Raw genomic sequence first — 15,688 nt, 5'->3', positions numbered from 1 at the left:
GGGGGATTTAACTTAATGGTTAAGTTGTATTCAGAAATATTAAGCAAAGAAGTTGAAATATCTGATAAGCCTCAAAGGGTAATTAGCCTCTCTCCAGCTATCACAGAAACTTTATATTTGATAGGAGCTGGCGATAGGGTTGTTGGAGTAAGTTTTTTCTGTAATAAACCTCCTGAAGTAAGTAAAAAACCTAGAGTAGGTGCATATTTAAACGTTAATTACAATTTATTAGAGAAATTAAATCCAGAACTTTTATTGGTAACTACTGGGGCACAAAGGGAAAGGATTGAAGAACTTGAGTCTAAGGGCTATAAAGTTTATCCAATACCTTTGCCGGTAAATATTTATGGGATCCTTGATAATATTATGATTACAGGAATAGTCGTAAACGAGATTGATAACGCAAGAGAACTAGCATATAAGCTTACTGAAAAATTAATAGAAATAAAGAATATACTTAAGGGTGTTAGGATTTATTATGAAATTGATTTAGGAGGCCCTGTTAGTGTAGGTTCTCATAGTTATATTGGGGATGCATTTAAATTTATGGGTATGTCACACGTATTTGAAAATGAAAGAGTTCCATACGTAATAAATCCAGATCCAAATTCTATAATAAAATACAATCCAGATGTAATAATTTATGAACAAAAGTTAGGTGAAAATGCCACAGTCGATAAATTTATACAAAACTTAGAAAAAAGAAATATTAAAGAAATAAATGCGGTTAAAAATAAAAACATAGTAATAATGGAATATGATAGCTTAGCACATTATGGTCCTAGCTTCTTTGATGCCGCAATAAGGCTTGCTAATAGAATAAAGGAATTAAAGTTATAGTTCTATCGTTCATTTTTAATTTTGTATTTCTTTATACCTCTCTTAAAGAAAAAGGTATTGTTTTCATTTTTGCTAAGGATATATATGAACTTGGTTAAAAAAATATAAAATAAATAGAAAAGCTCTACAAAATTTATTCTAAATATAATTTATTTAAAACATTATTTATATCAACGAGCTTATATGTTTTTAAAGCATTTAGCTCCATTTGCTTGTATTCTTCTTTTCCATAAATTTTTATGGCATTTTCTAAATAATTTGAAAATTCTTCAAAATCTTTTTCATCTATTTCTTTTGCTGTTGGATCTGTATAGAAGTTTATTAAATCTCTGATATCTTGACCAAATAGCCATCCATTCTCTCCATGTTTTATTACTTCAAGAGCCCCTCCATCTTTTGCACCAACAACGGGAACTCCGTTTGCTAGTGATTTCATATATGAAGTTCCGCAAGCTTCCCATCCAGAAAATGGTGTAAAAGTTTGTATGTCACTGCCTGATATGAAAGTTTTTGCATTTAAAGCATCATAGTTGTGTACATGAATTACATTGCTATATTTCTTAGATAGTTTTCTGAATTCTTTTAAATAGTTCATTCCTTCTTTATCGTTGGGATGCGCTTTTCCACCTATAACAAATATTGCTTCCTTGCTTAAGCTGCTTTCTTCAATAAATTTTGTTATAAAATATGGTCTTTTATATGATGTAAGTCTCCTCAGCCAAATTACTACTGGTTTATCATATATTTTAATATCAGGCTTATAGTTTTTTAGCAAGAATCCTAATTCTGTTTTAGATTTTATATGTGCTTCCCAAATATCTTCTTTTTCTATCTTTTCAATTTCTTTTGAATTAAGTAAGTTTTTAATATGATCACTAACCCATCTATTAATGTTAACTCCATTTGTTACATGTGTTATCTTATTTTTATATTCATCAAAAACTTTTTTTGTTATTTCTTCATGTTTTGCTGAAACTGTATAAGATAAGACAGAATTTTCTAAACCAATTTTTGTAAGCGTTATAAATTCATCATTAGATTTATATCCAAATTCCTCGGATAATATTGGAGATGGATAAACAGGGTGCCCCCAAGGGCCTGGCGTGTGCGTTGTAAACCTATAATTTTTGAAATCAGGTAAAGCGAGAGTTACTAAAGCTGTATATGCTTCTTGAAGATCTATATTTTTCACTCTTTCAATTCCTATCACATTTTTTATATAATATGCGACTGACTTTGCTAAAAATATGTATTTATAGATTTTCTCTTCATAGCTATTTTCTATATACAACCTATCGCAAAAGCCCCTGAAAAATTCTGGGCACATAGATTCAAAAAATACCACTTTGCTTATTCCTCTCTCATAAATCCATGGTCTAACAAATACATTTTTTGATTTTATTGTTATTTGGAACTCAGCTTCAGGCTTTAATATGGATTCTAGAGGGAATGGTTGTGATTGGGGCATAGGTATAGGATTATCATTTTCATCAAAGCTATAGTCAACATAGCCTTTTTTATATAAGATGGTAAGGACATAGTATTTTAAATTTCTTGATGCGGCGGCATAAAACTTGTCCCCTTCTAATATGCCCAATCCACCTGCATAAGAATATATTTCATCTAGAGCTACTTCGGGCGTTACTGATATAATTACATCGTTTATCAATTATATTTCACCTTTCAACAGGATAAGATATTTCTTAACGGATTAATATTTATTCACTTAAAATGCTTTATGAAAAACTTTTTAGTAAAATTGTTTTTTAATTCATTGCTTTTATCAGAATTAAGATTAAAATTTTAAGAGAACTAAAACTAATAGGGTTTAGGTTGAATTTAAATGAAAATACGATAAAGAAAATATCATTCATAATAGGTTTAATCATAGTTTTAGGTTTCTCATATATGGTAGGCTCTTCAGCATATCATATAGCTTTAACAACAAGTGGCGGCAGTTACAACAATTCCTACATAAGTGATGAAATATACTATGTTGATAGTGCAAGAAGAATTTTAGTCAACGTGTTTGGTTATAAAGGCCAGTTATATCCATATAGCGGTGAAACTCAGTCCAATTATTACAACTTTGAACATCCACCTTTAGCTAAATACATAATTGCTTTATCTATGGTTATATTAGGGGATAAGCCAATAAATTGGAGAATACCAAGTGTGATATTAGCTTCCCTAATCCCTTTAATACTTTACCTAGGTTTATCTATTGGTAATGATATTAAATGGATTTTCTTGAGTGTATTAGCGTCTCTTATTGCTTCATCTGATAAGATATTGATTGTAATGGGATCAGTTGCCTTATTAGATATATATGCTGCTTTCTTTTTAACAATAGCAATAGTGTTTGCATTTAGGAAAAACCTTTTATTATCTGCAGTATTTGTAGGATTAGCTTCCGCATCAAAAGAAACAGGTCTATTCGGAGTATTAGCTCTTATAATTTTATCATTTTCCCTTTATGGCAAGAAATTTTTAGCAATAAAGAAGATTGTAGAAATAATATTGATTGTTATAGTTGTTATTTTAATTTTTTATATACCTTTGTTTTACCATTTCGGAGTACTAAATATAATTCAGCAAACTGTTGGTGGTTATAAATGGGATTTGCAAAGTAGACCTCCAGGACCTCCAACTAGCACACCGAGCGGATGGCTATTTAATGTTAATCCTTTTGTTTTATCATACTCTCCTTTATTAGAGGCAGATACAACTCCTATTATTGAAGTCCCTGCTATGGTTTCTGCTATAAGCATTTTTATTAGTTGCATCCTTTATAAAAGGAATTATTGTTATAGGGCAGGCGTAGTATTTTATATTTCTATATTCTTAGGATTTTGGATTGTTTATTTAGCTGGGAATCACACTCTTTATAGCTTTTATTCTGTAATATTAACACCTGCAGCAGCAATTACATTAGTGGAAGCAATTGATATGATTATGGGTGGGCTTATTGGAAAAAATGAAAATAACGTTAGTTCAGTTTAGAAGAAGACCTTTGGCAGAAGAAAATATGTGGACTGCAATTTCCTTAGCTAAGAATGAAAAATCAGACTTGATTATTTTTAGTGAGAATTGGCTATCCAGTAAAGCCATTAATTTAGATGATTATATCTATTATATAGAAAAAATAGGAAATATCCTAGATTCAAATATACTTGGGGGAATTCAATATGTTAATGAAAACGATTCAATTAAAAGCGTTGGAATATCATATATTAATAGAAAACCGGTAAGGATATGTGAGAAGATAAATCCATCTAAAGCAGTTGGAGAAAGAGAAATATTAGCTAGGGGAAAATATATAGAGCCTATAAAAGTATATGATTGGAAAATAGGTTGCATAGCATGTGTTGATATATTTTATCCTGAGATATCTAGGTTACATGCAATAAATATGGCAGACATAATATATAATCCAGCTAGTATTTCTGGTGAAAGCGTGGTACTTTGGCATTCAGTCCTTCGGACAAGAGCTGCAGAAAACGTGGTATATTCTATTGGAGTAAATAATACTAATACAGTGTATCCAGATCAAAGAATAACGGCTGGCGAAAGCGTAGTTTTTAATCCTCATGGAGATAAGATTTTAGAATTGGGCAGCGAAGATACAGCAATAACTGTTTCATTAGATTATGATTATTTTGATTTTGTTAACAGGCGTTGGGCTTTTAGGGAGGACTTAATAAACAAGTATTCTAATATTTATAAATCATTTTTCAAGGAAAATAATTAAAATAGCTTAACATTTTAAAAACGTTTATAAAGTATGAATAATGAAGCTATATTCTTTAAGGTTACAATAGTCTATAATGGATGAGAGTTAGGTAACACTGTAAAAATAAAGGGAATGTAATAATGTTCGAAGGTTGGCATTTGCTAACTAATAAGAATGGCAAAGAAATAATATGGATAGTTAAAGGTTATGAGCATCCAAAAGAAGGTTTTATATCAATACCATATAGGATATCAGGTAATAGAATTAAATCCGATGAATTTAGCAATTATATACCAAAAGAATACTATAGATATCTTGATTGCGTTGGTAGAGATGTACCTGTTGTAAGAAAAGATGACATTTTGAATTACTATGATCCAAAGGAGATGTATTTTAGCAGAAAAAATTCTTTGCCTGAAAAGATTAACGATCTTATAAAATATCTTAATCCAGAATATGTAGGATTAATTGGTAGTTATGCATTTGGGTTTCAAGTAAAGCATAGCGATGTTGATTTGCTTCTTTATGGTAATAATAGGGAAATTTATGAAAAGCTAATAGAATTAAGGAATAGCGGATTTATATCTAATTGTATTAATAGATATAATAAGGTATCTGATACAATGTCTTATAATAGCTATAAAATTCTATCAGAATTAAGAGTTTTGGATTCATGCTATATGAATATACCTTACACGATTAGGATATTAAGGCAGATTTATAATAAGGAGTGTGTAAGTAATTATAAGACTTTGAATATTTTTAAAGGAGAAATAGAGATATATGATAATAGCGAAAACTATTTGGTACCAAGCATTTATTTAGCATATAGCGAAAACTACGGTAAAATTGAAATTATGACATGGCATACCAGGTATTCTGAATTACCTTTAGGTAAATATATTATAGAAGGAGTCATTCAATTGGATCTAAAAAGAAATAAATTCATTATTGTTCCTGATTTAGGTGGAAGAATTGATCCAATCAAGATATGGGCATGACTCTACTATAATAACGAAAGATTTATTGGTTGCTGTAGAAATTGGAATAAAGTCGCCTGATGGGCTAATACCAGTTATACCTAAATATATTAATTGTGAAAATAGTAAATGGAAAAGGAAAAAAATAAGTTTTTGTAGAATACTTTCAGAATATGGCCCTTATGGCATAAGCAATGCTATAAAAAACTCAAAAATTAAAATGATATATGATCCGGTGTATAAAATAATGATGCCATATGTTAGACAAGAAGATATAATGATTTATAATAATCCTAAAGACTCTTTTATAGAGAACTTTATTAATTCCTATAGATATGTAGAAAGCTTACCCCTATTTGAATTAATTAAAGATCTTGATATAACACAGATAGGCATTACGGGCTCATATTCATTAGGTATGCAGTATGAGGAATCTGATATGGATTTGGTAATTTATGGAGAAAAAAATGTCGAGTTAATTTACAATGAATTCATTAATAATACAAATATTATAGAATGTAAAAACGAATTTGGAGGAGTAATAATTGAAGGCCCATGTACTTCTTGGAGGAGAGGTTCTTATAAGGGTATGGCATATAGCTGGACCGGAGTTCCTAATGAAATAGCATATCACTGTGATCCAATTAAAGACTACAACAATATAACAATACCAGATAAAATAGAAAACTTAAATGTTTATATACCAAAAGGACAAATTGGTGGGCTTTTATATCCTCCATGCGTAAAAGATAGTAACGGGAGGTATATAATATCATTTGAATTTAATGCTGGTTATTTATTATATAATGGAGGTTACATAAATATTTCAGGACTATCTGATGAGAAGACTATAGTTATAGGTACAAGAGAATTTCCAGGAAAAATAAGTGTTGTTAAATCAAAACCATAAGTTATTTATTGTTAACCGGGGAGTTAACAATACGAAAATCAATAATTTTTATATTAGATACCAGGAAGAAAGCTTTTTTATTGAAAAATATAAATTTTTATAAGGTGTAAAGTTTGACTATAGAAAACGTTATTCAAGTAATCAAGGATACTGAAGTTGCAACAAATAACGCCTTTTCAGCTTCGCCTTATTTAAAATATGCTGTAGCAGCTGACTGGACTGCTATTTCAGCATATGCAATAGTTTTAATAATTACGTTAACGCTATATAGTTCAAAAAAGGAAAAAGAAAGAGCCTACAATGTTGCTTTAGTTATTGTTAGTATAGCAAGCAAGAAAGTAAAAAATGTTTTATATAAAAATATATCATATCATAAAAAATTAAAGATTCCTATGTATTTGGTTATAGATGAAGGGGCAGAGCTACAAGAGGACCTTTCTAAAAATAAAGATATAAACCTTGTTATTGTTCCTAAATCATTTAGGCATGATTTATTCGGTAAAGGTCGTGCCCTAAGATATTTTGTTGAAAATTTTGTTAAACCAGATTTTTGGTATGTATTTCTTGACGATGATAATTTAATATTGAACAATACTTTTCTATATGAAATACCATATTATGAGAAGAATGGATACGTTGCGTTTAATCCAGTATTATTGCCTAGAAAAGGAAAATCCTACATGGCCTATATTATGGACTTTGCAAGGTATCTTGATGACATATCATTTTTTAGGTTTTTCACGGGACTTATTAAAAAGCCTTATGTTGGTTTACATGGTGAGCTTTTGGGAGTTAAAGGCTCTTTTTTACTTGAAGTAAATGCTTTTAATAAACCAAGTAAAGTTGAAGATTTTCTTTTCTCTATAGATGTTGTTAAAAATAATGGGAAGACATGGCAAAGTAATACAAAGGTCAGCATTTTGAGCCCGAATTCAATAAAGGATTTAATAAAACAGAGGGCAAGATGGTATTCAGGTATGACAGAAGATTCTAGATACGCTCCGATAACAATGAGAATAATAATAGCTGTTAAAACCTTTTCTAGAACTTTAGGATTAATAGGTTTATGGATATTATTGCCTTTTGTGAATTATTATGTTGTTGCATTAATTTTAATACCAAGCAGCCTAGTTTACTGGCTTGTCTACATTTATGGAGTAAAGAAATCCGGGAAATTTAGGTATATAATAACTTTGCCAATATTTGGTTTGCTTGAGGGTTTTGGCTTAATATATGGACTAACAAGAATTGGAAAGAGAGAATTTATAGTTATTGATAAAACTATTTGACGCAATCAAAATTTTTTTAAACAATAATAAAAATTATGTTATTTTAAAAGTTCTATAGCTTTTTTAAGAGCTTCATTTTTTGAGTTTGTGTCATTGCTTGTACATGCTTCAACAACATACGCTAGAATCTTATATATGTTTATAATTTCATTACCTTGAGCTTTTACTGTAGTATCCATATTTTTAACATTTGCCGATAGAGAATCAACCAATAGCTCTAAAACCGATACTATGTCCTCGACATTTTCATGTTCATGATGATGTTCATGGACGTGCTCATGTTCGTGTTCTTCCTCAACTTCTTCAACTATTTTATCCAAATCTTCTTTCTTCTTTGGTAATTCCATTCTTCTTCTTTCGCTACTCAATTTAAGCACCTATATGTCTTTCAATTAATTTGAATCCAGTGAGGATATTAATTTTTTCCTTAATTAATAAAAAATAAATATTTTTTTTAAAAAATACTAAAATTCAATGTTTGCATGTCTACTGCGCATCTCATCTTCGCTGATGTTGAGTTTAGTCATTAAGCTATAAACAATTCCATCTAAAAATATCATCGTCGTGTCTTCAAACAGAGTTCCTAAAGGAGCTAGAGGTTCATGTAATCCCAATATTTGCCTTGCAAAATAGTCATCCATTTTGCTTATTTTTGATCTTCCCGGTATTTTTACTACCATGTCAGCAATGCTACCAAGAGGGGAATCAGGATAAGTTGTTAACGCAATAACTTTTGACCCTACTTTCTTTGCGGCATCAGCAGCATCAACAATTAATTGTGTTCTTCCTGAACCAGAAATTGCTATAGCAAGATCTCCTTTTGTAATACTTGGTACTATAGTTTCCCCTAAAACATATGAGTTAAAGCCCATATGAAGTAATCTCATAGCAAAAGCCTTGCCAACTAAGCCGCTTCTTCCAGCACCCATAACAAGTACTTTGGATTTCTTATTATATGCCTCAATAAGCATGTTCACAAGGTTATCAATTTCTTTTACATCAATTACTTCAGCTGCTTTTATAACAAAGTTGGCTATCTCTTTCATTGCTAGCAATGCAGCATGGTTTTCATTATTCAAAGAAGTCACCAATTAATTATAGTTAGACAAGATTATAAGTTTTTATTTTATATTTTATAGGTTTTTTAATTCAATATAAACCATGAAAGTTGTTTAAAAATGGTCTCGAATCAATTAAATCAATTTAAAATTAATAATATATTTTATTTTTGATAAAGTCTTTTTAATATAAAATAGAAAAGAGAACTTATTGTTTTTTGGCTAAAAGACAGTAACTATTTGTAATAGAAAAATAAACCAAGACCATAATAACAATTATAGGAGCTAAAATGAAATTGCTAAGGCTAGTAATAGTTGGAATAGAAGGCTCAGTAAATTTAGGATACTTGTTAAGGTTAGCGGAGAACTTTGATGTTGACGAAATTTATTTAGTGTCACCAACAGCAAGTGCTTATGAGGCATCTAAATGGGCAGTAAAAGCATCTAATGAAATATACAATTTAATAATAGTTGATAGCATTGAGAAAGCATTAGAAGGAGTTGATTTGTCTATATGCACATCTGACGAAAGTTCAGCCAAGGATGTTCTTAGGATACCAATCACTCCTAAGAAAGCTTCAGAGCTTGCAGAAAAAGTAAGTAATAGGGTAGCCTTAGTATTAGGTAGAGAGAGTGTAGGTTTAACTAGGGATGAATTAAAAAAATGTGATTTATTATGCACCATACCATCTTCTCATAAATATACAGCGTTAAATGTATCAAATGCCGGTGCAATTATGCTTTATGAGCTTTACTTGATAAAAAATAGGCCTTCAGAAGTAGAGCTTGCTGACAAGAAGACTGTAAATTTGATAGAGGCTTATGCTAGAGCCTTAGTTGGTGATTCATTTGAGCAAAACGAACTAGAAGATATACTAATAGCTCTTAGAAAAGCTGTATCTAAGACGGAAAAAGGAGAGGCTACTAGGATATTAAAATTGATAAGTAGAATATGCTTAAAATATGGGTGTAAAGATAAACTGCAATATAAAGAATAAGATATAATAAGTGATTTATTATAATTGCGTGAGATTACGTAGCATAATATTCTTCTTTTGTTTTTTGCAGTCTATCTAAGTATGAGCCTTCCTTATTTATTCTGGGTCTTCCACTTTCAGCGTCTCTTCTAATAGTTATCTTCAGTTCAGATAAAAGCTCGTTCATTGCTTTCTTTGTTTCCTTAGGTGTATTAGCATGTCCATGCATGCCAGGCTCTCCATTAAATACAATAATTCTATCGCTTATAAAATCTAGGATTATTATATCATGCTCTGCAACAAATGCTGTAACTTTCCTAATTTCCGTTAATCTTCTTATTATTTTTCCTATTGCGAGCCTTTCTTCTACATCTAAGTGGGCTGAAGGCTCGTCTAGCAAATATAGATCTGCGTTTGAACTTAAAGTCGCTGCAATTGCTAGCTTCTGCATTTCACCACCGCTCAATGATCTTGCTTCTCTATCAAACATTCTATTTAGATTTAACTTTTGTATTAATTCTAAATAAAGCCAAGAATTTGGGATTATGGCCTCAGGGTTAGCTAACTTCAAAACATCTTCAACTCTTAAACCTTCTGGAAACATTTCTGGGCCTATGTATTGTGGCTTATAGCTTATTTTTAATTCTCTATAAGCTATAATATTTCCGTTTTCAGGTTTTAATTCTCCCGCTAAGAACTTTATAAAAGTTGTTTTTCCTATAGCATTAGGTCCAACTACTCCTACTACTTCTCCATTTGTTACATATCCTGCTTCAACATCAAGCTTGAAAGAGCCTCTAACAATATTTACATTATCCCATTCTAAATATTTGTAAGTTTTACTATTAGTGTTTGTTATTGATTCAGATGCAAGCTTTCTGAACTGTATTGGATCTTTCCTTATCCTCATATTTTCTGATGGCAAATAACCATCTAGATAGTTGTTTATTCCTACTCTAACTCCATAAGGCTTTGATACTATTCCGTAAACACCTGGATCTCCATATATAACATGTATATAATCACTCAGATAGTCTAAAACAGCAAGATCGTGCTCTACTATCATAAAATATTTGTTTCTCTTGGCTTCATTCATTATTAGTTTAGATATATTTATCCTTTCTTTTACGTCAAGATAGCTGCTAGGTTCGTCAAATATGTAGATGTCTGCATCCTTGCTTAAAGTAGCTGCTATTAAAAGCTTTTGAAGCTCTCCTCCACTTAGATTTCTAACATCTCTATCAAATATTTTATCCAAACCTAGTTGTTTTCCTAATTCTAAAGCTACACCTCTTTCATCAGCCTTCTGTAATAAAGTTTTTACATCACCCTTTATGTGTCTAGGAACTAAATCTATATACTGTATTTTATGGGCAGCTTTGATTTTTTTATTAGCAATTTTTTGAAAATATGTTTGGAGCTCACTTCCTCTAAACCTTCTTATTATTTCATCGTAGCTAACCTCTTTATCAAGCATACCAAGATTAGGTTTTAACTCTCCAGCAAGTATTTTTATTGCAGTTGTTTTACCTGTACCATTTTTTCCTAGTATGCCGACAACTTGTCCAGCTTTAGGTATAGGTAAACCATGCAATTTAAATCCATTAACACCGTATCTATGAACGGACTCTTCTTCTAGCTCTTCTGGCAAATTAACTATAGATATAGCTTCAAATGGACAGACTTTAATGCATAACCCACAGCCAATGCATACATCTTCATATATTACTGGCTTTCCTCTGGAAGATGTGTCAGCCTCTATTGCAACTCCTTTTTTGCTTTTGTTTATTGGACAGACACTAATGCATTCATAGTTACATTTCTTTGGCTTACAGCTATCATCATCGATTACTGCAATTCTAGTCATTTTTTGCACCTAGTCATTTTGCACAATTTAAAAAGAAATGAAAGGTTTTAAAATTATGCAGGTTGTTTAAAACTTGAACTCAAACTTTTCTCCAGGTTTCAATATAACTACATTTGTATTTACTCCCTTAGAAATAACTATTCTCTTAAATTCATTAGGATCTCCATATAATACTGGAAAAGTCCCATAATGCATAGGTATAGCAACTTTTGGTCTTATCATTTCTACAGCTTTTGCCGCTTCGTTATGGTCCATAGTGAAATGGCCTCCTATGGGAAGCAATGCTATATCAGGTTTGTAAATCTCTCCAATAAGCTCCATCTCGGACATTATTCCCGTATCTCCTGCATGATATATAGTACCTTCATTAGTAATAATTACTGCACCTGTTGGAGATCCAAAACCTTCACTGCTATGATTTGCTGGAACTAAAGCAACTTTTATATTATCTACAATCATAGGACCTCCCATATTTCCTCCTATTACCCTATTTTCATCATTTATTTTGCTAGCAATATAATTCGCAAGTTCAAATATCGCAACTACTTTTGATTTAGGATTATTTTTCATGATTTCTATAGTATCACCAATATGATCATCATGACCGTGGGTTAAGACTATTACATCAACATTTTTTATATTTTCGATTTTTGTATTTGAAGCTGGATTGGATATCCATGGGTCTATCAATATTTTCTTTCCTCCTGAATTTATCTCAAAAGCAGAGTGACCATAATAGACTAAGCTACCCAAATCTACTCACCTGTTATTCTGTATAATATGCGAGAATATTAGGTTTAACCTATTATTGGCACTTGGGGGAGATAATGTTTAGTAATGAAGAAATAGAAAAATTAATTAAGGCTGGTGCAATAGGGGCTGAAGCAAGAGAATTAGGGGCTTCATTGATAAAACCTGGTGCGAGCTCAAGAGAAATATGTGACGAAGTTGAAAACTCTATTATGAAGAAAGGTGCAAAGCTTGCTTTTCCATGTAATTTGTCAATCAATGAAATAGCTGCTCATTATACGCCAGGGATAAATGATGATATGAAGATTCCAGATATTGGAGTAATAAAAGTAGATGTAGGAGCTAGTATTGATGGATATCTATCTGATACTGCAACTACTGTTGTTTTGGGATCGCAATTTAAAGAACTTGCATTAACAGTTAATAAGGCATTAGAAAATGTAGTTTCTATAATGGAGCCTAATATAACTATATATGAAATAGGGAGAGCAATAGAGTCTACAATTAGAACTAATGGATTTAAACCTATAAAAAATTTAACAGGTCATACAATTTCACGGTATAATTTACATGCTGGAGAAAGCATACCTAATTATGCAGACAGAAGCACATTTTATAAAAGATTAAGGCCAGGGACTCAAGTAGCTATAGAACCTTTTGGTACTTTTGGAAAGGGATTTGTAGTCGATGGACCTAAGGCATATATTTATTCATTAACCGGAAGGAAGCCAAAATCTATATCTGAAGATGCTCAACAATTATTAAATTATATACAAGAAAAATACAACACGCTTCCATTTGCAGCTAGATGGCTTACATCTGAATTTGAAGCTTCAAAAGTTGAAACTTTATTAAATGAATTAGTAAGGCAAAAAGCCTTAGTCAATTACCCAATACTTATTGAAGCGGGGAAAGGTTTAGTGGCACAATTTGAGCACACTTTCCTAATCCTTGATAATAAAGTTATTGTTACAACGTTATTGAAACAATAGCATTCATGATTGAAAGGCTTAAGTAATAATTTTAAACCCTTCTAATAAAAACTAATTACAGAAATCTGGAACCCTTTTTCTGCTTTTCTTCTTTAATTGCATAAATACCAACTATTTTTCTTATGTTGCCATTGTTATCGCAAGGTCCTTCAATTAATCCTACAAAATCCCCTTGCCTGAAATCCCTAGTTGTTATCATTCCGTTACAATCTTCTACTGTAACAAACTTTGGTCTTTTTTGCATTTCAGCCATTTTTCTTAATTCGTTAGCCTGCCTAAATGTTAATAGAATAACTATTATAAGCGCAACTAACAATAATATGGCTTGATAATAAAAACTAGTATTAAAAATGCCGCTCATTGACCTACACCTGCCGTATTACCAATTCCAGCTATAACTACTGTATCTCCTGGTCTTGATTCTTCTTCTATAATTTGCTTTACTCTTTCAACCGCTTTGTCCGTTCCATCCAATATTTTCTTATCCATAGCCATTATTGCTTCATCCATACCCATTTTAACTATAACCGCTCTTAATGGTATATTGTATTCAGCTGCTATTCTTTCAAACATTATTTTTTCAGGACCTGGGTCCCCAATTGCTGCTCCTACTCCTTCTGCTATAGTACCTGTTTCTTCTCCTTCAAATTTTAATGCAGCATCCACAGTTATTAATAAAGAAACTTTTTCTCCTTTAGCAAGGGATTCCTTAATTACTTTAGCTGTAGCCTCTCCAGGTCTTCCCACTGTAGATCCTGGACCTTTTGCTTTAACAAGCAATATTTTCCTTCCATTATATTCACTTTCTGCCATAACTGTGTCTTCATCTATTTCTCTCCATTCTTTCTTATAATTACTTAATTTAAGTGCAACAATAGGACCTGCACCATCACCTACAGGAACCCCCTCAAGAAAATCGTCTAATGCTTTCCTATATATATTGGCAATTTGCATGATTTGAGGCATCATCAATGATAAATACATTATCATATACCAATTTTTAGTTTTGTCGCTGCTCAACAATATATGCTGAACATATTTATATATTAAAAATAGAGCAGAAGAGATCTCTGCAGCCGTGGAAGCAATACTTCTAGCTACATCATTTGCTTCAGGCATTGAAATTTCAAAGGTTTGTTTGAATTTGGTATCTCTGAGATTTATTATATGCCTTAATCTGTTTATTATATCTGTGGGCTCAATATTAACTGGATCTATAGCAAAAAAGTCAATAAGCCTATCTAATGTTTTGGAAGCATCTTTAGCTTTATTTTTGTTCATAAACTCTAATGTTTTATTTCTTGCACTATTAGCCATATCATTTAAAACTGCTAATTTGTTTTTTATATCTGCCTTCCACCAATAGACTTGTAGGTAATTTCCGAAACCAAATAGATATAATACAAATATTAATACCCAAACTATGTTAATCAGCAAGTAAACCCAATTTTCTACTGCAGCAATTCCTACCACTTAGCTCACCGTACCTTTTGCCCCCCACAATTTTATTTTTATCCAGAGCTTAAAGATTATAACAAATATTAAAAACGTTATAGAGTAAGGAAATCTAAATTTTTACATTGAATAAAGCGGGAACTCTGAAATCTCAAGAGTTATAATAAAGTTTAAATCTTGATTTTAAATATAAACGAAAGAAATTGTTTCTATCCTTAGAAGTTTAATAAAAGCCGTCGTCAACAGTTTCCGATAAACCGTGAAGTTTATATACTTTGTATGTGAATTTAATTATGGTGCTTAATGATGCTGAGGCCTAAGGAAGTATGCCAACGCTTAGGAATATCATACCGCACGTTACAGAGCTATGTTAAGAAAGGGTACATCAAACCAGTAATATTAGAGAGTGGAAAATGGAGGTTTAGGGAAGAAGATGTTGAGAAATTGATGGGTATAGTAAGGAAGAGGAAAGTGATACTATACGCTAGGGTATCATCAAACACACAAAAAGATGACTTAGTAAACCAAGTAAAATACCTTGAGGAGAACGTTAAGGACTATGATCAAGTAATAACAGACGTTGGATCTGGGTTAAACATGAAGAGGAAAGGATTCCTCAAGTTGTTGAGGATGATACTGAATAACGAGGTATTAAAAGTTGTTGTTGCTTACCCAGACAGGCTAGTAAGGTTCAATTTCGAGATAATTGAGGAAGTATGCAAAGCACACAACTGCGAAATAGTCGTTCTAAATAGGGAGGACAAAACACCAGAACAAGAGTTAATAGAGGACTTAATTTCCATATTGGTCTCATTCAGCGGAAAACTCTACGGTATG

At 31.4% G+C, this 15,688-nt stretch carries 16 protein-coding genes; 9 read left to right on the top strand and 7 right to left on the bottom strand.

The window, feature by feature from the left end; genetic code table 11:
* The first annotated feature begins 15 nt into the window (after nucleotides 1-15).
* Nucleotides 16-840 (top strand): ABC transporter substrate-binding protein, encoded by an 825-nt coding sequence (locus ACP5GV_RS02835; RefSeq protein ID WP_428068333.1) that lies wholly within the window; start codon nucleotides 16-18, stop codon nucleotides 838-840.
* A gap of 133 nt (nucleotides 841-973) precedes the next feature.
* On the opposite strand, the gene ACP5GV_RS02830 is transcribed toward ACP5GV_RS02835, so the two are convergent.
* Nucleotides 974-2,509, bottom strand: a complete 1,536-nt coding sequence (locus ACP5GV_RS02830) for a glycosyltransferase (RefSeq protein ID WP_428102149.1) — start codon at nucleotides 2,507-2,509, stop codon at nucleotides 974-976.
* Nucleotides 2,510-2,673: 164 nt separating this feature from the next.
* On the opposite strand from ACP5GV_RS02830, the gene ACP5GV_RS02825 reads away from it, so the two are divergent.
* From ACP5GV_RS02825 to ACP5GV_RS02805, 5 genes are all read left to right on the top strand, one after another.
* Nucleotides 2,674-3,843, top strand: coding sequence for a glycosyltransferase family 39 protein (locus tag ACP5GV_RS02825; RefSeq protein ID WP_428102147.1), 1,170 nt, complete (start codon nucleotides 2,674-2,676; stop codon nucleotides 3,841-3,843).
* Nucleotides 3,818-4,591 carry a carbon-nitrogen hydrolase family protein gene (locus ACP5GV_RS02820; RefSeq protein ID WP_428102197.1) on the top strand — a complete coding sequence of 258 codons (774 nt, stop codon included), beginning with the start codon at nucleotides 3,818-3,820 and terminating at the stop codon, nucleotides 4,589-4,591. The genes ACP5GV_RS02825 and ACP5GV_RS02820 overlap by 26 nt, the downstream gene beginning before the upstream one ends.
* 122 nt (nucleotides 4,592-4,713) lie before the next feature.
* Nucleotides 4,714-5,574, top strand: coding sequence for a hypothetical protein (locus tag ACP5GV_RS02815; RefSeq protein WP_428102144.1), 861 nt, complete (start codon nucleotides 4,714-4,716; stop codon nucleotides 5,572-5,574).
* The gene (locus ACP5GV_RS02810; RefSeq protein ID WP_428102142.1) at nucleotides 5,549-6,463 is read left to right on the top strand and encodes a nucleotidyltransferase domain-containing protein; all 915 of its coding nucleotides are present in this window, start codon (nucleotides 5,549-5,551) and stop codon (nucleotides 6,461-6,463) included. Before ACP5GV_RS02815 ends, ACP5GV_RS02810 begins: the two co-directional genes overlap by 26 nt.
* A 113-nt stretch (nucleotides 6,464-6,576) precedes the next feature.
* Nucleotides 6,577-7,752 (top strand): glycosyltransferase, encoded by a 1,176-nt coding sequence (locus tag ACP5GV_RS02805; RefSeq protein ID WP_428102139.1) that lies wholly within the window; start codon nucleotides 6,577-6,579, stop codon nucleotides 7,750-7,752.
* 38 nt (nucleotides 7,753-7,790) lie between these two features.
* Here the strand turns inward: ACP5GV_RS02805 and ACP5GV_RS02800 are convergent, their stop codons facing one another.
* Both ACP5GV_RS02800 and hxlB read right to left on the bottom strand, forming a co-directional pair.
* Nucleotides 7,791-8,129, bottom strand: a complete 339-nt coding sequence (locus tag ACP5GV_RS02800; protein WP_428102137.1) for a hypothetical protein — start codon at nucleotides 8,127-8,129, stop codon at nucleotides 7,791-7,793.
* An 87-nt stretch (nucleotides 8,130-8,216) separates the two neighbouring features.
* Nucleotides 8,217-8,798: a 6-phospho-3-hexuloisomerase gene (gene hxlB, locus ACP5GV_RS02795; RefSeq protein ID WP_367117925.1), complete on the bottom strand. Its 582-nt coding sequence runs from the start codon at nucleotides 8,796-8,798 to the stop codon at nucleotides 8,217-8,219.
* Between the two features lie 302 nt (nucleotides 8,799-9,100).
* Here hxlB and ACP5GV_RS02790 point away from each other — a divergent pair, with 302 nt between their 5' ends.
* Complete coding sequence (locus tag ACP5GV_RS02790; RefSeq protein ID WP_292320536.1) at nucleotides 9,101-9,808, top strand: RNA methyltransferase; 708 nt, start codon at nucleotides 9,101-9,103, stop codon at nucleotides 9,806-9,808.
* 34 nt (nucleotides 9,809-9,842) lie between these two features.
* Here ACP5GV_RS02790 and ACP5GV_RS02785 read toward each other — a convergent pair whose 3' ends face one another.
* Together ACP5GV_RS02785 and ACP5GV_RS02780 are read right to left on the bottom strand one after the other, a co-directional pair.
* Nucleotides 9,843-11,654 (bottom strand): ribosome biogenesis/translation initiation ATPase RLI, encoded by a 1,812-nt coding sequence (locus ACP5GV_RS02785; protein ID WP_428102135.1) that lies wholly within the window; start codon nucleotides 11,652-11,654, stop codon nucleotides 9,843-9,845.
* Nucleotides 11,655-11,720: 66 nt separating this feature from the next.
* On the bottom strand, nucleotides 11,721-12,407 hold the full coding sequence (locus ACP5GV_RS02780) for a metal-dependent hydrolase (RefSeq protein WP_428068319.1): 687 nt from the start codon (nucleotides 12,405-12,407) through the stop codon (nucleotides 11,721-11,723).
* Nucleotides 12,408-12,481: 74 nt separating this feature from the next.
* Here ACP5GV_RS02780 and map point away from each other — a divergent pair, with 74 nt between their 5' ends.
* Nucleotides 12,482-13,396 (top strand): type II methionyl aminopeptidase, encoded by a 915-nt coding sequence (gene map / locus ACP5GV_RS02775; RefSeq protein WP_292320530.1) that lies wholly within the window; start codon nucleotides 12,482-12,484, stop codon nucleotides 13,394-13,396.
* A gap of 55 nt (nucleotides 13,397-13,451) precedes the next feature.
* Here map and ACP5GV_RS02770 read toward each other — a convergent pair whose 3' ends face one another.
* Both ACP5GV_RS02770 and ACP5GV_RS02765 read right to left on the bottom strand, forming a co-directional pair.
* A complete protein-coding gene (locus tag ACP5GV_RS02770) occupies nucleotides 13,452-13,757 on the bottom strand; it encodes a hypothetical protein (protein ID WP_428102133.1) in 306 nt (101 codons plus the stop codon).
* Nucleotides 13,754-14,869: a DUF1512 domain-containing protein gene (locus ACP5GV_RS02765; RefSeq protein WP_292320528.1), complete on the bottom strand. Its 1,116-nt coding sequence runs from the start codon at nucleotides 14,867-14,869 to the stop codon at nucleotides 13,754-13,756. Before ACP5GV_RS02765 ends, ACP5GV_RS02770 begins: the two co-directional genes overlap by 4 nt.
* Nucleotides 14,870-15,157: 288 nt before the next feature.
* Between ACP5GV_RS02765 and ACP5GV_RS02760 the strand changes: the two genes are divergently transcribed.
* The coding region (locus ACP5GV_RS02760) for an IS607 family transposase (RefSeq protein ID WP_428102131.1) at nucleotides 15,158-15,688 on the top strand (531 nt) is incomplete at its 3' end.

It is taken from the genome of Caldisphaera sp. (assembly GCF_049974385.1).
Taxonomy (GTDB): Archaea; Thermoproteota; Thermoprotei_A; order Sulfolobales; family Acidilobaceae; genus Caldisphaera.
This window is presented reverse-complemented; position numbering and strand designations above follow the sequence as displayed.